This is a genomic window from Brevinematales bacterium (assembly GCA_026415355.1).
In the GTDB taxonomy this organism is placed as follows: domain Bacteria; phylum Spirochaetota; class Brevinematia; order DTOW01; family DTOW01; genus SKYB106.
In genome coordinates this window covers 1-18,399 of record JAOAHF010000010.1, presented here as the reverse complement: position 1 = coordinate 18,399, position 18,399 = coordinate 1, and the positions used below count along the sequence as shown (strand labels likewise).

Genomic DNA, 18,399 nt, shown 5'->3' with positions numbered 1-18,399 from the left:
AAAAGTATTTTCAAAAAATCCATTATAAAGTTGTTAAATTCCAAGATTTTAAGTATCACTTATATTACTTAATTATGTACAATACTTACTTACTTCCTTTTGCCTTAACAGATACTAAGCAAACAATTTTCTCTAAAATACAATAAACTTCTAGTAAAAGAAATCGGTACTTTCTTAAGCGATAGTTTTGTTTTACATAAATACTTCCTTTATCCCAACCTTATCAAAGACTTTTCTATTATCCTTACATGGTGGTAATCCAAGAATTATGTAGTACAAAGTTATTGTTTTTGATCTTGTTCTCTTCTTTGAGTATCTGATATCAAGAGTTAATTGAAATTTAAGGTTTTCCATATGACCTCCAAACATATTTTGAAATCTTCTATTCTGTAAAGTTTAGACTCTGTATTTCAGAGCAAACAAAAATTTACTTTGAAAAACATTTGCTCCTAGTCAAAGTAATACTGTCTTAAATCTCCAACTCTCTTAGATAATTCAATTGGATTCATTATCTTAATTATCTTATACTCATCATACTCAGCTAGATCTACTAACTTATGTTCTTCAATTTTGTTTAGAGATTCATTAAAAACTAGTTTTACAACTTGTTTTGATCTATCTTTCGGACTCACATCCTTAACAAAACCAATCATACCATTCGAAATTTGAATCCAACTACCTATAGGATAAGTAGAAGTTGCTCTTACGAAAGCAAAAATTACATCTTTATCATATTTTCCAATCTCATTTTTGAGAATGTAACCTAAAGCAACAGCAGGAGAAATAGGTCTCTCTATAAAAGGATTCTCGAGCACCAATTCGCTAAATTTCTCAGCAAAAGCTATTATAGGTGAGTATTTTGACATGTACCTCTTTAATCCTTTTGGATACCCACTACCATCAAGAAATTCATGATGCTCGTAAACAGCTCGCTGAACACTGACATCTAAGCTAAGCTTCTGAACAAAAAAACTGGATTCACTAGGATGAAGCTCTATCTTTGATATATTAGTAGATGGAATCTTGTAAGATGGAGGTATAACACCAAAATTCTTTCTAATACCTACATCATGAAGCAAAGCAGCAAGACCAATATTTATCAAATCATCTAAATCAAACGTTTTCAGAGAAATAAGCTTCAAACTTCTAGGATCAATCTTGCTATTTTGATTTGACGATATCTTTTCATAAACTATATTCGTGAGTTCCTTAGCTATCATTATGGACAAAGCCATAACAAATATAGAGTGAGCAACTACATAATCATCATTATCTGAATATTGGAGCATAGAGCTAAGCACTATACCACTATTATCATCTCCAAACGAATTTATAAACTTCAAAATAACACTCTTTGCGGAACTTACAAAAGAAACCTTATCTGTAACAACCAAATCTAAAAAATAATTTGAAATACTTTTATTCGAAAGATTCAAAGACACCACTTCTTTTTTTGCCTTTATTGGAATAACATTCTTCAATGATACAGCATCAACAAAACTCTGAGATATCTCCCTTATGGTCTTTCGAACATCAAGTAGCATAGTTTGAGATACTATTTGATCTTTTTGAACAGCATCAGATATTAGCGCAGTAGTTTTATCCACTTTGTCTTCGTAATCTTTACCTCTTATATTCAGAATAGTATTTCTTATAGCTTCTGATATTTTTTTATTAATTTTTTCATCGCTAAAACCCATTTTAACATCATAGTCTGTAAAACTATTTACAGTTTCAGCTACTCTAACATCAAAATCATCAGTAAAATGAATACTTGAACTACCTTTTTTCTCTACCCCAAAAGCATCGACAAGACTTTTATATCTCAATACTCTGACATCTTTAATCTGATCCAGTTTCTGAATTACTCCTATAGTATTACTATCAAGCACTAGACCCTTCTTTAAGTTATCATAGTAAAGTATGTCTTCATCAAGTATGTCACCTTCAAGGATAAAAAACTTGGATACTTTCAAAGGAACCCTAATCTCATCAAACCCTTGTCTAAAATCCTGCATACCAAAAGTATTTTAAAAAATTCTATATCAATATTCAACTACCCACTATTCCCTATAAATAGAAGGATATCTTTATAACTTTTACTAAACTTATAACAATTACTTTACGAATATAGAAGTTGTTACAACACCACCTATAGGAAATTCCTCAAACACTTCATCTTCAACCATGAAAGGTATCAAATTCTTTGATTTAGGATTCAAGGTAAATACAGTTGTAAGGTAGTTAGGCAAAAGATTATACACATAACCACTACTAGCATAACTCGACGATGGTATCTCTAAATACAATACAAGTTTATCAGTTCTCAAGTCATGCGATATGAAATTATATAATTTTTCATAAGTGTCAAATACTATCATCTCAGGAAATGAGTTTACCTTCTGAATAGTTCTCAAGGCTTTATTTGACGCACCTATATTTATTTTTGTTCCACTTTGTACCCAAGTTGGTATCCTTAACTTAAACTCTCTAACTTTTATATCATCTCTAAACTTCTTTATACCTACCGAAACCTTCAGCTCTTCTCCTGGAGATACAACAAGCTTCGAAGGTACCACAAAAGCTATAAATCCAACATCTATAGGCTTAGTATTTATATCAATTCTAATACTGTCTATCTCAACTTTGAAAATTGGATTGTATATTAGGAAATCTAATATTGAATTAACATCAGAAATAGATATCCCATAACCATATCCAATCTGATAAACAGGTATTATATCAGTAAAGTCAATTACAAATTTTCTCTGTACTCCATCAAATCTAAACACAATACTTGTATTCAACTCAACATTTCCCTCACCAAATATTCCTCTACTTCTCAAAACAGATTCTGTCACAACAGCAGATATAAGTGAAGATAATATTCCACCGGTTTTTGCTATTTCATAGTTATACCTGTACTGATTATCAACTTGAACTGAAACACTTATTGTAGGTGCATTTTTACCTACTAAAGCAAAAATACCACTACTACCATCAAACTCCATACTCCCTACTATCCTTTTAGGAACACCTATTTTGAAAGATAGATTATCTCTTGGTACTATTGTCACTATTTCAACCTCTGAAATAGGTATAGACATTTTACCACCTAGAAAAGCAGGATGCCCTAGAGCAAATACTTTATTACTATCAACATAAGTCACAGTCCCTATAGCTGTAACCTCCATATCCCCAGAAACTAAATTTATACCTATACCATCACCAGGTCTAAATCCTTCAAAATCAGTATCTCTACTTATTTGAAAAGAAGAAAAACTATCCAAAAAAACAAAATTATCATTCTTAAAGGCATTTTGAATTATTTCTCTAGTAGTTTTTGACACCCCACTCATAATTATTGGAGTTACATACTTCATCTCACTCGGAAGTGAAACATAATTTTTCAAATACTTTTCAAGTGGTAAAATATCCTGAATAGGTGTTATACCAACTATAGGTTCTTTTAGGAACGTCCAAGTAAAGGCTACAGCACCAACTAACTTGTTACTTATATACACAGGACTACCACTCATCCCAGCAACTACACCACTCTTCAATATTTCTTCATCATTTATCCTAGCAATTATAACTCCAGATTGGGGATTGTTTTTCAAAACTCCTAAAACTTCAACTTCAAACTCCTTTAATCTATTGTCACTCCATCTAGTTACACCCATACCCTTTTGCCCTTTCTGAATATCAGATAACTCAACAAAACCCTGAGATAAACCTAACTCTATTTTTAAAAACACAAAAACTGCTACGCAAGCAACAACAATCATAAGAAATCTCATTTTCATACAAAATATAATAAAAAACTTTTAATCAAAAATCCACTAGATGAAATTGAAGTTTTGTCTATATTTTGGTACTTCTTCGTAGAAGAGTATTCTGATCTTAGAAGATATAAAAATATAAAATCTCCATAATACTTCGCCCTACCTTAACTCCTCTATACTTCCATCACTCTCCATAAACTCTAAATCAGTATCAAAAACCATTGGTTATATATATCACCTCTCCTTGTAGATAACTAAATTAACCTTATACTCCTTCCCATTTAATCTCATACTCTAATATTCCATACTACAACCTCCTTTACAACACCTACCTCATCTAACAATACTCTCAAAATCCATACCTGCATTCCTATCTTTAATCTCCCACCATCGAAAGAGAGCTTAGACATCCTAAAACTCTTAGATAAAGTTATCAAAAGAATTTTACTATCTTCTTCCTAGGCTTGAGTAAAATGCAAAACATAAAGCTTTTGACAAAGTGATTTATAGTTTTCTGTTAGTCATTTTTCTTCATCACTAATCTTTACTAAACCACTATACAAATCTCAAATTGTTTTCTCTTGAAAGAAGAAGATCACTAAACATAAACTATTTCAAAAACTTATGAAAAAGAAAACATTTACTCTAGGGTTATTGATCATATCTTTGAAATTATACGGACTACAAATAACAGAAATATTAATAAACTATCCGTATGAGTCAAATTATTGTCAGTACATAGAAATATTTAACAACAGCCCCAATCCAATTGATCTGAGAGATTTTAAACTCTCTGTACAAGGATACGAGATCAAGATAACTAATCTATACCTTTCTGACTTTGAAACAGAAGGAATCACAAATAGTTTTATCCTTAACTCATCAAACATTGCTGTAATACTACCATATTCTTACTCTTATTCATCTAAACCATTCTACTTTCCATCAAATACTCTAATACTAACAACGTCAACAAAATATCTAGCAAAAGAAATACCATTAAATTATAATATTGTCTCTACAGTTAAACTAATATCAAACACTACTACCATAGATCAAGTTAATACAGGGAGCTTAACATTAAATTCAATATCCCTTGAACGAAATGGAACACTATTTTATTCAACGGGTAACCCCTCTCCAGGTTATATAGACAAAGACAAACGAATTTGGTTTTCAAAATACCTTTACAATCCAAACGAAATAGTTGAAGTATTTTTAAATTTTCAAACCAACTCCGATAGGTTAAACGTAAAACTCATAGGTAAAGGAGATATTGTTGTAAGTAAAATTGGACAAAATCTATACAAAGGATACATAACAGGATTCAACAACGGTGAAAGAATAGTAGCTAAGTACGATAACTTAAATTCTACTAGCAAGATACTAAACTTATTTGATACCAACTCTTCTATCTATGAAAAACTCTTGGTAAACGAGGTTTGTTTTGCACCCAGTAAAACATGGTATAGTATATTACAAGGCGATACACCACAAGAAATTGGAAGAGAAATTGACAAATATTTTGAAATAGTAAACCTACATTCAAATATTATCTACATAACAAATTTATACATTCACTGTATATCAAGAGACATGGAGGTTTATTACAATCTGGCAGAAAGAGCATATTTTTCATCAAAAAGGGGTTTTTTAACTAATCCTGTTTACATAGAACCCTACGAATATCTTATATCAAGTACTCCAAAAATCACCAGTAATATGGTTTTCACAATAAAGGATAACCATCCTTATAAAGGTGGTAAAATAATCAGCTTTATCGAAGAGAAAAACTTAAAACTAATACCCTACAGTCATTCAAACGAATACATGTACCTTGGCTACAGGACAGCTAGTTTATTACCTAATGCTCTAAGTATAGAATTAGGTGGTAAATATAGAAGTTGGTCAGAAACAATAGCAAGGTATAATGGATATCAAGAACCCTCTATATTTGTAGATAGTAAGTACAAAAAAATCGGAACTACTGTAAGGATAATCATAGTTGACGAAGTTTGGAATAACTACTTAACCTTGAAACTAATATCAAGAAATTTTGGAACTACTAGAATCTTAAATATTACAAACCAAGGCCTATACTACCTAGGTGAATATAAAATATCAAAAGAACCTTTTGACGGAATTTATGCAACTGAAGAAGATGAAATTATAATTGAGTACCACAAAGACGGTATAACTTACCGTGAAAATTTTCTAGCAATACCACAAAACGTAAAAGATATAATTCCCAAAGAAACTCCTTTTCTTGAAAAAACTATACTCAAGTATGGGGACAAAATAAGAGTACTAAACTCATCAAGAGGAGATAAAATAACATTATATGACAAAAGCGGTAATTTCATACTCTCCCTAAACATTGACAGAAATAATTCATTTGAAATAAGTTCTACTTTCATGTCAAAAAACAATTTGTATATAGTACTCATTGAAAGAGATAACAAAAAGTATATTCATAAGCTATTCATTCTTGAGTGATAACCTTATTACACCACTCTATTATCTCACTCCTAAGCTTCCTAAAATCTTCTAAAGATATTTCAAAACGCAAGAAATTAAACGTATCTTCATCAAGCCTAATACCTTCAACAATTCTATAGTAATCTTCAATTTCTATTAAATATCTAATATATTCAGAAATAGGTATGTCAACTTTTAATCTCTCTTTTATAAACTCTACAAAATTAGGCAAAGCATACCCAATAGGAATATCATCGAACTCCATATAGTTTTTAAAGTATATCTTGTCCAAAACCAACTCAATTTCCAACAAATTTCCTCTCCCTTTCTTTATATCATCCGTATTTTCGAACGCTTTTATGACCTTCGTCACATAGTTATCATATTCTTTAAAGTTAAGATTTTGTATACTATGCTTAAGTTTGGCTACAACAATATCCTTAACCTCTTCAGACAGCATAGGATTTGAAGATATAGGTCTTGATTTCAAGTATGCTATAGTTTGCCATATTTCAAATTGAGAATTTCTTAAGGTATCAAGCGATAGAATAAAACTACCTTTATGAGAACCTTCAACCAGCCTAGTATCAATATTAAACACTAAGTTTAGATTATTGTGAATATTCAATGTCTTGTCCCTCACCTCATAAAACTCATCTGAAGACGAACTATAAGGTATTACATATATGAGGTCAACATCTGAAAAGAAATTTATCCTTCTACTAGCAAGTCTTCCTAAAGCAAGTATACACAATTTACCATCAAGAACCTCAGAAAAACCTGAGAATATCTTATCATACATTTTTGCGATATAATCTTTTATAGTTTGATGTGGAAAAATCTCATTTACTCTTATAAGCGCTAGAGAAGTCATAAATACTTCCCATACTTCCTGAATAACATTTCTGTAATTTGGATTATTGAAATCAACTCTTCCCAAAAAAGGTCCTAGAAGATAGTCTCTAAATGCTTGAATATCCATCATACCATCCCATATCCAACTACGTTTTCTAAGTGTGTTTATAAACATATCTTTTAGAATTGATGCATTCAATATAAAACGAACATTTCGCTCATCAGTAAAAAACTGTATTGATATAGGAAGGTTTTGTGTTGCATCAAGTATGTAATATATATTCGATAGAGACCTATCCGGCATAGGTGATAAAGAAACTGCTCTAAGTAAATTTCTCAACCCTATACTCGTTTCTACTCCACCACGAAACGATTTTGAAACCATACTCTCAAGAAACGAAAACGCCCTTGATACCTCTGTCAATCCATAATTGGCAAGTAATTTTCTAACCTCTTCCTCATCAGAATTGTAAAGGAAAAATATACTTTCTTCTCCTACTCTAACGTCTAAGAATTTCTCAAATATGTACTTCTTTACCTTTATCACATCCTGCTTAAGCCTATTAACAAGTTTTAGTAATTCTGTATTCTCGTTTCCTATAACTCTGTCAGACGAAAAATGCAAAAGTCTATATAAACCTATCATCCTATCATTACTACCTACAGGTATTGAAAAATCTTGCAAGTTTGAGTAAAGCTGTATGTAATTCTCCAACCTTCTTAAGTTTCTGTACCCATCCTCAAGTACTCTTCTAGTCTCATTATCAATTATTTTAAGTTCCTCTAACGTATAGATTGCTTTCAGAGTGTTTGTCGATCTTAATTTACTTTCCTTTGTACCAAATATGAGTTGAAGCAATTGAACTATAAACTCAATATCTCTGATACCACCCGTTGACTTTTTCAAATCGTTTTCTGCTCCTTTTATTTTTTGTTTTATACCTAGTATATCAGCTATTTCAGCATCTGAAAGAGGCGTAGAAAACACTATTTTCTTGATATTCGATATAAATCTATCACCAAGTTCATGACTACCTGCCGAAAATCGTGCTTTAATAAGCATCTGTTTTTCCCAAGTTTGGGCTCTTTCTTCATAATACGCATAATAACTACTTTCACTTCTCACAAGTGCTCCAAACTCGCCATCGGGTCTAAGTCTAGTATCAACTCTATACAAAAATTCACCTCCAACCGAAGATGAAATATCACTAACTATATTCCTAGCAAGCTTATCAAAAAATTCCGAATTATCTATATACTTAGTAGTATTACCATCAAAACCGTAAACAAATATCACATCTATGTCTGAGCTATAATTAAGTTCTAATCCCCCAAGTTTACCTAAAGATATTATACAAAAATCAGACGATGGAACACCATAACTCTCTACAAGTTGCCTATATTCAAAGTCTAACACAGCACCTACAACAACATCAGAAAGAAGCGAAAGCTGATAAACAGTTTCTTCAAACTCCAATATCCCTAGTATTTCCTGCAAAACAATCCTTATAAATTCTCTTTTCTTGAGATAGTTCAAGTTCTTCAAAAAAATAGTTTTTTCTCTTTCTCTCAAAATTTCATTTATTTCCAGTTTTAAATCATCAAAGTTAACCTTATAGTATATATTGTTTTTCAACCATACTAGTAGAGATTTATCCTCTAAAAGTATATTTCGTAAATATACACTATACCCCAAAGCCTTAGTTAAAAGAATCGTATTATCATCGCCTGAAAGTAAATCTTTTAAAAACTCTTTATCCTGACTATTTCTATTCACAAGTAAATTAATGTTATCAAAACAATAACTAGGTATAGGTGAGTACTTTTCGATAATTTCTACTGCTTTGTGAGCAATATCAAAAGATATAATTTCCATCATCGCATTCAAAAGCTTCTTACTAGCTTCCATAGAAGGAATTATTTAACAAACGCCAATTAAACTTCATCTACAATTTCTAAAATGCAATAATTAACAGCAAATCCTTAAAACTCTGGAATTTAGAAAGAATTTAGTAACAAATCAAAAATCTCTCCTTCATTTTTCGATAGAAGAGTCAATCAAAAATAACTCCAAGAACATCGAATCATTGAAGTACCAAATCTTTAGCTATGTTTTTGTTGTTTGCTGAAAATTTCTATAAAGATCTGCTGCCAGTTTTATTAGGGTTTCCTTTTCGTTTTTCGAAGGATCTTCGATAACTATTTGGAGTAGCCCATTTAGTATTCTACCAACCATAGGACCAGGAGGTATGTTAAGAGCACTCATAATATCATACCCATCAACCTTCAGATCTTTGAGACTTATAGCATTTTCTTGTTCTATTATCATGAGTATTCTATCTTTGAGTTTCTGTAAGGATACACTACCTGGCTTTCTCTTACCACTACCTATCCTATCAGCCTCTCTTAGGATGAATAAATCATCCAACAAATCAAGTCCCACATTCCTCATAAATCTTCTAACTGCACTATCAGTCCACTCATCAGTATAATAGAACATATGATGCCTGACAAGTCTAGTTATATAATCAATATCATCATTACTAAATCTTAACCTTTTCAAAATTCTTTTTGTCATTCCTGCACCAACAACTTCATGATTATAGAATGTTGAGACATCAATTCCATTTTCTATAACTTCTTGTTTTGTAACAGGTTTAGCTATATCGTGAAAAAGCCCAGCTAGTTTGAGTCTGTATATTCTTTTTTGATCATTTACTCCTTCAATGAAATCTGATATCTTATCGCAAGTCAATAACGAATGATAATATACATCATATTTATGATATACATTTTGACTAACACCATAGCAATCTTGGAGTTCAGGTAATATATAACTAAGTAATCCTGTCTCTCGCATATACTCTATTCCTATTGATGGTTTGTATGAAAGCATTATTTTTATTATTTCATCTCTGACTCTTTCAGCAGATATCTTGGTTATGTTCTCAGCCTTGTTTTTTATTGCTAAAAGTGTCTTTTCCTCTATCCTAAAATTAAGCTTAGAAGCAAATCTACATGCTCTTAACATTCTAAGCGCATCTTCCTCGAATCTAACCTCAGGATCTCCAACGGCTCTTATTATACCATTTTTTAAATCTTCCATACCCCCAAACTCATCAATTATCTCACCCTTAATAAGATCAAGAGCCATAGCATTTATGGTAAAATCTCTACGAGCAAGATCTTCCCTTATATTCCTAGTAAATACAACCTCAGAAGGATGTCTATAATCATAATAATTTTTATCTATCCTAAAAGTTGTTATTTGATAATTCTTACCATTATGAAATACAGTAACAGTACCATGTTTTATACCTGTCGGTATAACAAGCAGTTTCTTCCTCTGGAATATCCTTGTAACCTCATCTGGCTCAGCAGACGTCGCAAAATCCCAATCCGCATCTTCAGGTATTGATTTGTAGAGAATAAAATCTCTAACTATTCCACCAACAACATAACATTCATAACCATTATCAGCAAGTGTTTTAGATATAAACATCGGCATCTCCAGTGGATTGTTTTTTATTTCTTCAGTTATACTCATAAGTCTTAAATTATAAATATAAAAGCTCCATCCTATAAAGAAAAACAAATAACCAAGTAACAATAAAAAACATACTTCCCCATACAGGATACAAAAAGTATTGTATAAATAACAAGATCAAGTTACTCCCTTTAAATATTAAACCTTTCAAAGTTAATTACAAAGACATAAATACCTTCATTTAAAATATCCGACAGTTTTTAGATAATTACCCCAATAAAAGAGGTATTTTATGGAAAGATTATCAAAATACATTAATCTTCTTGTTTCAAAGCCATTCATAAAAAAGCTTTCTACAATATTACTTTCAACCATAATGTTCCTATTGATAATTTCAACAACATCATTCTCAAACATAGGTGAAATCGAAGGGTACAAAATAAACAAGATAATAATAACAGGCCTAAGTAAACAAGCAGAAAGCATTATAAGAGACAATATAAATCTTAGAGAGGGAGATGAAATCGATACTGACAAAGTTATAAAAACAACAAAAGATATCTACAACCTAAACGTGGTATACGAGTTCACATTAGAGTATGAGATAATAGATAAGTCAAGAAAACTAATAAACATATACGTAAACGGTAAAGAACTTGATATTGTAAAAGATATCAAGATAAAAGGTAATAAAAGTATTAACACTGATGATCTCAAAGAACTTATATTCATAAAGAAGGATGACTATGTTAGTGAATACAAAATAATATCCTCAGTTTATGCTATAAAGCAGAAATATAGAGAAGAAGGATTACTCGATGTCTTAGTTAGACATTACTTTTCAAGTGAAGATAATAAACTTATCCTTAATTTTGATATAGAAGAAGGTCCAAGAAGTATTGTCAAAAAAATAACGTTTGTGGGGATTTCAAACATCAATGATGGAGATCTCAAAGGTATAATGGATACTAAGGAAGAAGTAAAGTTCATAGGAATACCTATAACAAGGGGCTACTTTGATCCAGATAAATTTTCAAAAGACATAGAAAAAGTCAAGTACTTCTATTCAAGTAAAGGATTTATAGATGCAGCTATAATTTCAACAAACATCGCTGTTTCAAACTACTATGACAATCAAACAAACCTAGTTGAAAAACATATATACATATCAATAACAGTCGAAGAAGGGCAAAAATACTATTTCGGAGATGTTGAAATTAAAGGAGATATAAAAGTATTTACCAAAAATGAACTAATTAAGAAATTTCCACTCCTAAAAGGTGATGTATTTGCCCAGGATCAAATAGATAGATGGTTGTATAACATTAACAGAATGTACTGGGATAGGGGATATATCTTCGCAAGGATTGATAAAAAAGTTGATAAAAACAAAGAAACTAGGTTTATAAATCTAGAAGTTGACATAACAGAAGGAGACATAGGACATATTGGTAGCATACTAGTGGTTGGTAATACATATACAAAAACTCATGTCATAGAAAGAGAACTTGAAATCAAAGAAGGAGAAATATTCACAGTCTACAAACTTCAGAGAAGTGTTGAAAAACTAAATATGACGCAATACTTTGAGAAGGTTGAATGGGAAGTTAGAGAAGGAGAAGCCGAAGGGATAATGGATCTAATATTCAAAGTTAAAGAAGGTAGAACAGGACTTATATCTCTATCAGCAGGATATGGCTCTGTAAGTGGATTTACAATGGGGGGAAGCATATCACATATAAATCTCTTTGGAACTGGTAAGAAAATACAAGGTAGAATTGACATAGGTCAATACCAACAAGGTATAAACCTATCATTTACAGAACCATATCTTTTTGATTCCTTTTATTCACTATCAACATCAATATACTTCTACAACACATTAGTGAGAGACATAATAGTTGACGATAACTCCGATGGAACTCCGGAAAATACCAACGGCAGCTACTGGCAAACTAAAGTAGGTATAGGACTCAATATAGGTAGAAGATTAGGTAGTTACTACACTTTAGGAGTTGGATATTCTATCTATTCAACCATAACTCATGACAAAAACTTCAATACTCCATACGATAGTAATGTAGCAAGAGAATTGTCGTTAACATACGTCGACAATTGGTGGGAGGTATACAGAGGAAAACTAAAAAGCACTCTTAGTCTAAGTTTATCATTCGACAGTAGAAATAATCCTTTGGTACCAACAAAAGGGTTAAATGGAGGGATTTACATAGATTATGTAGGACATCTTATAGGTGGATTTTTTGAGTTTATAAAGCTAAGCGGTAACTTTTCTTTCTACCAAGCAATACCTATAACAGAAGATTACAACATAGTATGGGTTCTATACACAGTCCAAGGTATTATGCTACCACAAATTAATGGAAGATTAGAATACGAAATACTTGATCTATTCTGGTTTGATGGATATTATGAGCTTAGAGGATGGAGTGGATATGGTATAAGAGGTAAAGCAAAAGCCTTCTATTCAACCGAACTCAGAGCACCCATAGTAGGGAATGAATTATGGGCTACAATATTCGGAGATCTAGGTAATGCATTCCAAGATTCTTCATTATACACAACAGATATAAATAGTTATTATGGTAGCTTTGGAATAGGAGCAATGATAAACATTCCGGGATTTCCAATAAGATTGTACCTAGCAAGACAGTTTACCATAAAAGACAATAAACCCCAACTATACACAAGTGATCAATTCTTCAACAACTGGCAGTTTGTCTTTGCTATCCAAGGACTATTCTAAATAAAACCTAAAACCAGCAAGTAAAAAACAATACTCAAATTTCGTTAAACTAAAAATCTAGTATACGAATATATCATAATTTCAACATGAGAAAAGTTGTATTTTTACTTGTTATATCAATATCTGCTTTTTATTCAATCTTAACAATATGGTTTGCGTATAGCTTTGGGAATAAAATGCTAGAAAATCTCAATTTTACTCGCATATCAAAAGATATTGAAAGAATAACGACTCACATAAATAAAGAAAACATTAAAGAAGCTAAAGAAGAATTACTATCACTCGACAAAAGAATTAATTTCTTAATAGTCTCACAAGAAGAGATATTAAGGAATTCAATGAACATGGTAATAAAAACATCAGGAGCAACATTTTTATTCTTCGTATCACTCTCAATTGTTCTTTCATTTCTCGTTACAAGACAATTAAAGGTATTAGTAGATTTTTTATCAAGCTTTAAACTACCAATAAACACTGAAATTAACATACCTAAAACTATCTTCAAAGATATAAACAGTATATCTATATCTTTTCAAAACCTAATATTAAGATTAGTAGAATATGAAAAACGAGTTACAGAACTTGAGAGATTTGAAGGGTGGAAAGACATAAGCAAAGTCATAGTTCATGAAGTAGGAAATATGCTAACACCTATATATACCGAAGTCAAAAACTCTATACAAAATCACAAAGAACTAAACTTTGAAACCTTAGTCAGAATTGACAAAATGCTAAATAATATAAATGATTTTTTATCCAAAATCAGAGAAATCTCATCTCTTCCGAAACCAATTCTAACAAAACAGAATATCATAGATATCTTAGAAGAACTCAGATTATTTTTCACTTTTGACCTTGAAACTAGCAGTAAAAATATCTTAGTTATGGTCGACAGAGTTTTAATCATGAACGCATTCGCTAACATACTCAAGAACAGTTTTGAAGCAATAAAAGACAATGGCAAAGTAAAGGTTAACGTTAAAACTGAAGAAGAAATAGTAATAATAACTTTCTGGGATAATGGAGGTGGAATACCAACAGAGGTTATTGAAAAAATCTTCGACTTTGGAATCTCCTACAAAAAAGGGGGCAAAGGTATAGGACTAGCAATCACAAAAAAAATAATACTTGATAATAAGGGTACCGTAAATGTAAAAACAAACCTATCTGAAGGAACAACAGAAATCATAGTTAAACTACCCATCCTTGCAGATTCTTAAATTATCTGACAAAACTCAAAAGCAAAATCTAAAACCTTACAGGTTCTATTTTAAAAACAAAACAATCTCTAAGTGACTATAATCTATACTTCAAAGTAATGTTTAACCTTCTACCCCATACCGCTCTTGATTGATCTAAATCTTTAAACTCATAATATTCGAAAAATGGTTCAGCATTTATGTTGACCAAAACTTCTTCCCCCAATAACTCATCTCTTGGCAAAGAGATTATAAAATGTGCTAATAACTTTTCAGCTTCATCTATACTGTTAACTGAAACAGTCGAGATTTTATTATTATTCTGAAAGTAAACAACAAACTTATTTTTTGAAATGTCATATATTACTTTGTTAGTAATCCACCAATTAAATGATACCCTAGACACTGAGAAGGACACACCAACTATAAAACCTGATGGAATACCTTTCTCAACAAGCTTCTTAAACTTACTATTGAAGGCGTTTTTGAGACTAAACGAAAATTCAAAATTACCCTTGGACGTTTCATAAAATCTAGGATTTTCTACACCTACCTCAGTTGTTGATAAAACCGAGATACCTATCAAAATACCGATAATTCTAATTCCTTCCACAAATGGATAAAATATGCTACCAATAAACCTTATTAGATCTATCATAATTAATTTCAAAAGAGTGGTAACCCACCCTTAAGATTTAAGATATTACAATCTTTCAGTTCTACCACCAAAGGTTACAGTCAAATCTAGTTTAAAATTATGATCTCCAAATTTAGGCTCTCCTACAACAGTAGTATTATCAGTTGCAAGCATAAAGATATAACTAAGTTTCAAAAGTAACCCAATAGTACCATGAGATCTAAATCTGGTATTATCGGATATTTGAACAATATTTTCAGAAACTATAAGTTGACCATGTGTAAGTATACCTAACTCAAAGCAAGTTCCTCCATAAGATATATAGTTATTGTGAGAATATGGATTTTTGGCTATTGTGTCAAAATCTACTACCTCAGACTTTGTCTTAAAACTAATAACATAACTACCACCACCAAAACCTAAAATCGGTACTATTGAAATATTAGGACTCTTTAATAAAGCATATCCCAACTCAAAGAAACCAAAACCTCCCGACACTCCTACAACAATATTGGTACCATTAAGATTATTCTCTACTGAAGATGATCTAACTGAAAAACCTACTCCACCCATCAAAACATTTCCTGAGTAACCAAAACCTTGTCCTCCTATCACAAAAATTACATCATTAAGTTTTTTAGAATATCCTAAACTATGTAGTCTATCATTCAAGCTATTTATACTTGGAGAATAAATAGCACCAAAAGTCACACCTCCAAACCCTTCTCCATAAAACATACTATCAGATATCACCTTAATATTACTCTCCTCAGCATTAACCCGGAGTCCAGCCAACACAAGAAACATAATCAAAATTAAAAAAATCGCTTTCCTTGTAACATCTTTCATAAATACCTCCTTAACATGGAATATCTATACAATTAGCATGCCAAAACATTGTATCACTGTACTAACATTCCGGAAAGTATTCATTCAATATAGTAATTTCAAATTCCAAGAATACATGAATATATATAGATTAATGTAAAAATTTCAAAAATTTAACAAAAACAATATAAAATCAGGAAAATCAAACAGAAATCTTAAATTCAAAGTAATTTTTATATCAAAACCGATATATCATTTTCGATAATTCATGCAAATTCATTTACATCTCGTATTTAAAAACTCCATAAACTACACAAACCCAAATATCATCATATATTTACATGAGTAACATAAATACCACAAAAAGATTCAAGCCACTAACAGTTACGGAATTATTAAACTTTATTGGGACAAATTAAATCATTGAGAATCTATGGTGTATGACTTATGTTATATTTTCCTTACTTATCCTGGTAGGACTAACTATATCATACCTACTTGTAAAATTCCTAAGAAAAGCTACAGAAATGGTAATGAGTCACGAAACTAAAGACAAAGCAGAAATGAGGAGACTATTATCTTCAATAAGTTTTTGGATAATCCTATTACTTTTTACAGTTTATGTCAATATGCTGATAATCTTCATGTTAGAAATACCAAAGCAAAATCTAGATATTATATCTAAAGTTTTCATCTCCCTTTATGTTTTCGTTGGATCTATAATCTTAGGAAAGATCGTAAGTAGTATAGTATTTCCTACCATAGCAGAGAGAGTGAGAAAAATAACAGGAACTACAGATATATCTTTCTCTGTTACCATAATGTCAAATATAATAGGCTTAGTTTTTGTAGTAATTGGAATTGGAGTACTCCTAGCACTTTGGAACATTTCATTAATACCATTGATTACAACATTAGGCATAGGAGGTTTGGCAGTTGCAATTGCTCTTCAAGATACTCTTGCAAATTTTTTTGCAGGAATACAAGTACTCCTAGTACATCAAGTTAGAGTTGGAGACTATGTAAAACTAGAAGGTGGAGATGAGGGTTTTGTAGTAGACGTAAATTGGAGGAATACAACCGTAAGAGACTTATTCAATAACATAATTATAATCCCAAATTCAAAACTTATAAGTAGTATAGTGAAAAATTTTTATCTACCAGACCAAAGTATGTCAATACTTGTACCAGTTGAAGTATCTATCGAAAACGATCTGAAATTTGTAGAAGACATTACTCTTAAAGTAGCAAAGGAAGTTCAACAAACTGTTGAAGGTGCTGATAGAAATTGGATTCCTCTAATTAGATACACATCTTTCACAGATTACTCTGTCAAATTTAACGTAGTTTTGCGAGTAGTAGAATACACATACCAGTTTCCTTTAAAACACGAATTTTTGAAAAAATTACACTCAGTATACAAATCAGAAAGAATTAGGTTCTCTGTACCCATGCTCAACATAAAAAACTAGTGCAAAATTTAAAGTCTTATCAGCTCTAAGCACAAATTATCTAAAACTATCTATAAATATCTTTATACCTAAAACTCCCAAAATTAACCCAAATATCCTTGAAAGTATCCTAGAATCAACTTTTTGTGCTACCGAGGCACCTATAAGTGCTCCAAACAGCATTCCGACAAACATAACTACTGAATATTCAATTTTAACATTACCATTCTTGTAATATGTTATTGCTCCAAACAAGAAAGAAGGTAAAGTAAACGCCAAAAGTGTGGTACCTTGGGCTAATTTTTGATCAAAACCAAATACATAAACAAGAAAAGGTATAAGAAATGTCGCTCCTCCTATACCAACAAGCCCACTAAACACTCCTGTAAACCCTGAAAACACAAGTAAAAGTAGCATCTTCAGTATATCCATTTTATTCCCCTATAACCTTTATTATAACTCTTTTTCTTCTTTGACCATCAAACTCAGCATAAAAAACTTCCTGCCAAGGTCCTAAATCAAGTTCCCCATTTGTTATAGGCAATATAACCTCATGGCCAACTAATATGCTTCTCAAATGTGCATAACCATTATCCTCACCTGTGTGATGATGATGATAATTCGCATTCATTGGCGCAAGGTTTTCCAACAATTCACTTAAGTCTCTTTGAAACCCACTTTCATTATCGTTCACAAACACACCAGCAGTAATATGCATAGCAGAAACCAAAACAAATCCTTCCTTAACTCCACTCTTCTTAACAACTTCTCTAACAGTATCGGTTATCCTTATATATTCAACTCGATTCTTAGTATTAAACCAAATATACTCTGTATAGGCCTTCATAAGCAAATATTTTATATGTTTAACACTAAACCTATCCAATAAATTTGAAAAAAAAAAAAAAAAAAAAA

General features: G+C 31.2%; 14 protein-coding genes. 4 read left to right on the top strand and 10 right to left on the bottom strand.

Annotated features, from left to right (window positions below; genetic code table 11):
• Positions 1–192 precede the first annotated feature (192 nt).
• The 4 genes from N2712_04925 to N2712_04910 form a co-directional block, all read right to left on the bottom strand.
• Entirely contained in the window at positions 193–354 is a 162-nt protein-coding gene (locus N2712_04925) for a hypothetical protein (protein MCX8029322.1), read from the bottom strand.
• Positions 355–449: 95 nt separating this feature from the next.
• Entirely contained in the window at positions 450–2,018 is a 1,569-nt protein-coding gene (locus tag N2712_04920; GenBank protein ID MCX8029321.1) for an HD domain-containing protein, read from the bottom strand.
• Positions 2,019–2,117: 99 nt separating this feature from the next.
• Positions 2,118–3,806 carry a hypothetical protein gene (locus tag N2712_04915; protein MCX8029320.1) on the bottom strand — a complete coding sequence of 563 codons (1,689 nt, stop codon included), beginning with the start codon at positions 3,804–3,806 and terminating at the stop codon, positions 2,118–2,120.
• A gap of 266 nt (positions 3,807–4,072) precedes the next feature.
• The gene (locus N2712_04910; protein ID MCX8029319.1) at positions 4,073–4,195 is read right to left on the bottom strand and encodes a hypothetical protein; all 123 of its coding nucleotides are present in this window, start codon (positions 4,193–4,195) and stop codon (positions 4,073–4,075) included.
• Between the two features lie 214 nt (positions 4,196–4,409).
• Between N2712_04910 and N2712_04905 the strand changes: the two genes are divergently transcribed.
• Complete coding sequence (locus N2712_04905; protein ID MCX8029318.1) at positions 4,410–6,281, top strand: lamin tail domain-containing protein; 1,872 nt, start codon at positions 4,410–4,412, stop codon at positions 6,279–6,281.
• Here N2712_04905 and N2712_04900 read toward each other — a convergent pair.
• Positions 6,268–9,027, bottom strand: a complete 2,760-nt coding sequence (locus tag N2712_04900) for a hypothetical protein (GenBank protein MCX8029317.1) — start codon at positions 9,025–9,027, stop codon at positions 6,268–6,270. The two genes, N2712_04905 and N2712_04900, sit on opposite strands and share 14 nt — an antisense overlap.
• A 198-nt stretch (positions 9,028–9,225) precedes the next feature.
• Positions 9,226–10,665, bottom strand: coding sequence for an HD domain-containing protein (locus tag N2712_04895; protein MCX8029316.1), 1,440 nt, complete (start codon positions 10,663–10,665; stop codon positions 9,226–9,228).
• Between the two features lie 232 nt (positions 10,666–10,897).
• On the opposite strand from N2712_04895, the gene bamA reads away from it, so the two are divergent.
• Complete coding sequence (gene bamA, locus N2712_04890) at positions 10,898–13,369, top strand: outer membrane protein assembly factor BamA (protein ID MCX8029315.1); 2,472 nt, start codon at positions 10,898–10,900, stop codon at positions 13,367–13,369.
• Between the two features lie 86 nt (positions 13,370–13,455).
• Entirely contained in the window at positions 13,456–14,589 is a 1,134-nt protein-coding gene (locus N2712_04885) for an ATP-binding protein (GenBank protein MCX8029314.1), read from the top strand.
• 76 nt (positions 14,590–14,665) lie between these two features.
• Here the strand turns inward: N2712_04885 and N2712_04880 are convergent, their stop codons facing one another.
• Positions 14,666–15,226 (bottom strand): hypothetical protein, encoded by a 561-nt coding sequence (locus tag N2712_04880; GenBank protein MCX8029313.1) that lies wholly within the window; start codon positions 15,224–15,226, stop codon positions 14,666–14,668.
• Between the two features lie 45 nt (positions 15,227–15,271).
• Entirely contained in the window at positions 15,272–16,054 is a 783-nt protein-coding gene (locus tag N2712_04875) for a hypothetical protein (protein ID MCX8029312.1), read from the bottom strand.
• Positions 16,055–16,473: 419 nt separating this feature from the next.
• Between N2712_04875 and N2712_04870 the strand changes: the two genes are divergently transcribed.
• Positions 16,474–17,505 (top strand): mechanosensitive ion channel family protein, encoded by a 1,032-nt coding sequence (locus tag N2712_04870; GenBank protein MCX8029311.1) that lies wholly within the window; start codon positions 16,474–16,476, stop codon positions 17,503–17,505.
• Between the two features lie 36 nt (positions 17,506–17,541).
• On the opposite strand, the gene N2712_04865 is transcribed toward N2712_04870, so the two are convergent.
• Positions 17,542–17,916, bottom strand: coding sequence for a sulfite exporter TauE/SafE family protein (locus tag N2712_04865; protein MCX8029310.1), 375 nt, complete (start codon positions 17,914–17,916; stop codon positions 17,542–17,544).
• A gap of 1 nt (position 17,917) precedes the next feature.
• Positions 17,918–18,331: a secondary thiamine-phosphate synthase enzyme YjbQ gene (locus tag N2712_04860; protein ID MCX8029309.1), complete on the bottom strand. Its 414-nt coding sequence runs from the start codon at positions 18,329–18,331 to the stop codon at positions 17,918–17,920.
• Positions 18,332–18,399: the final 68 nt, after the last annotated feature.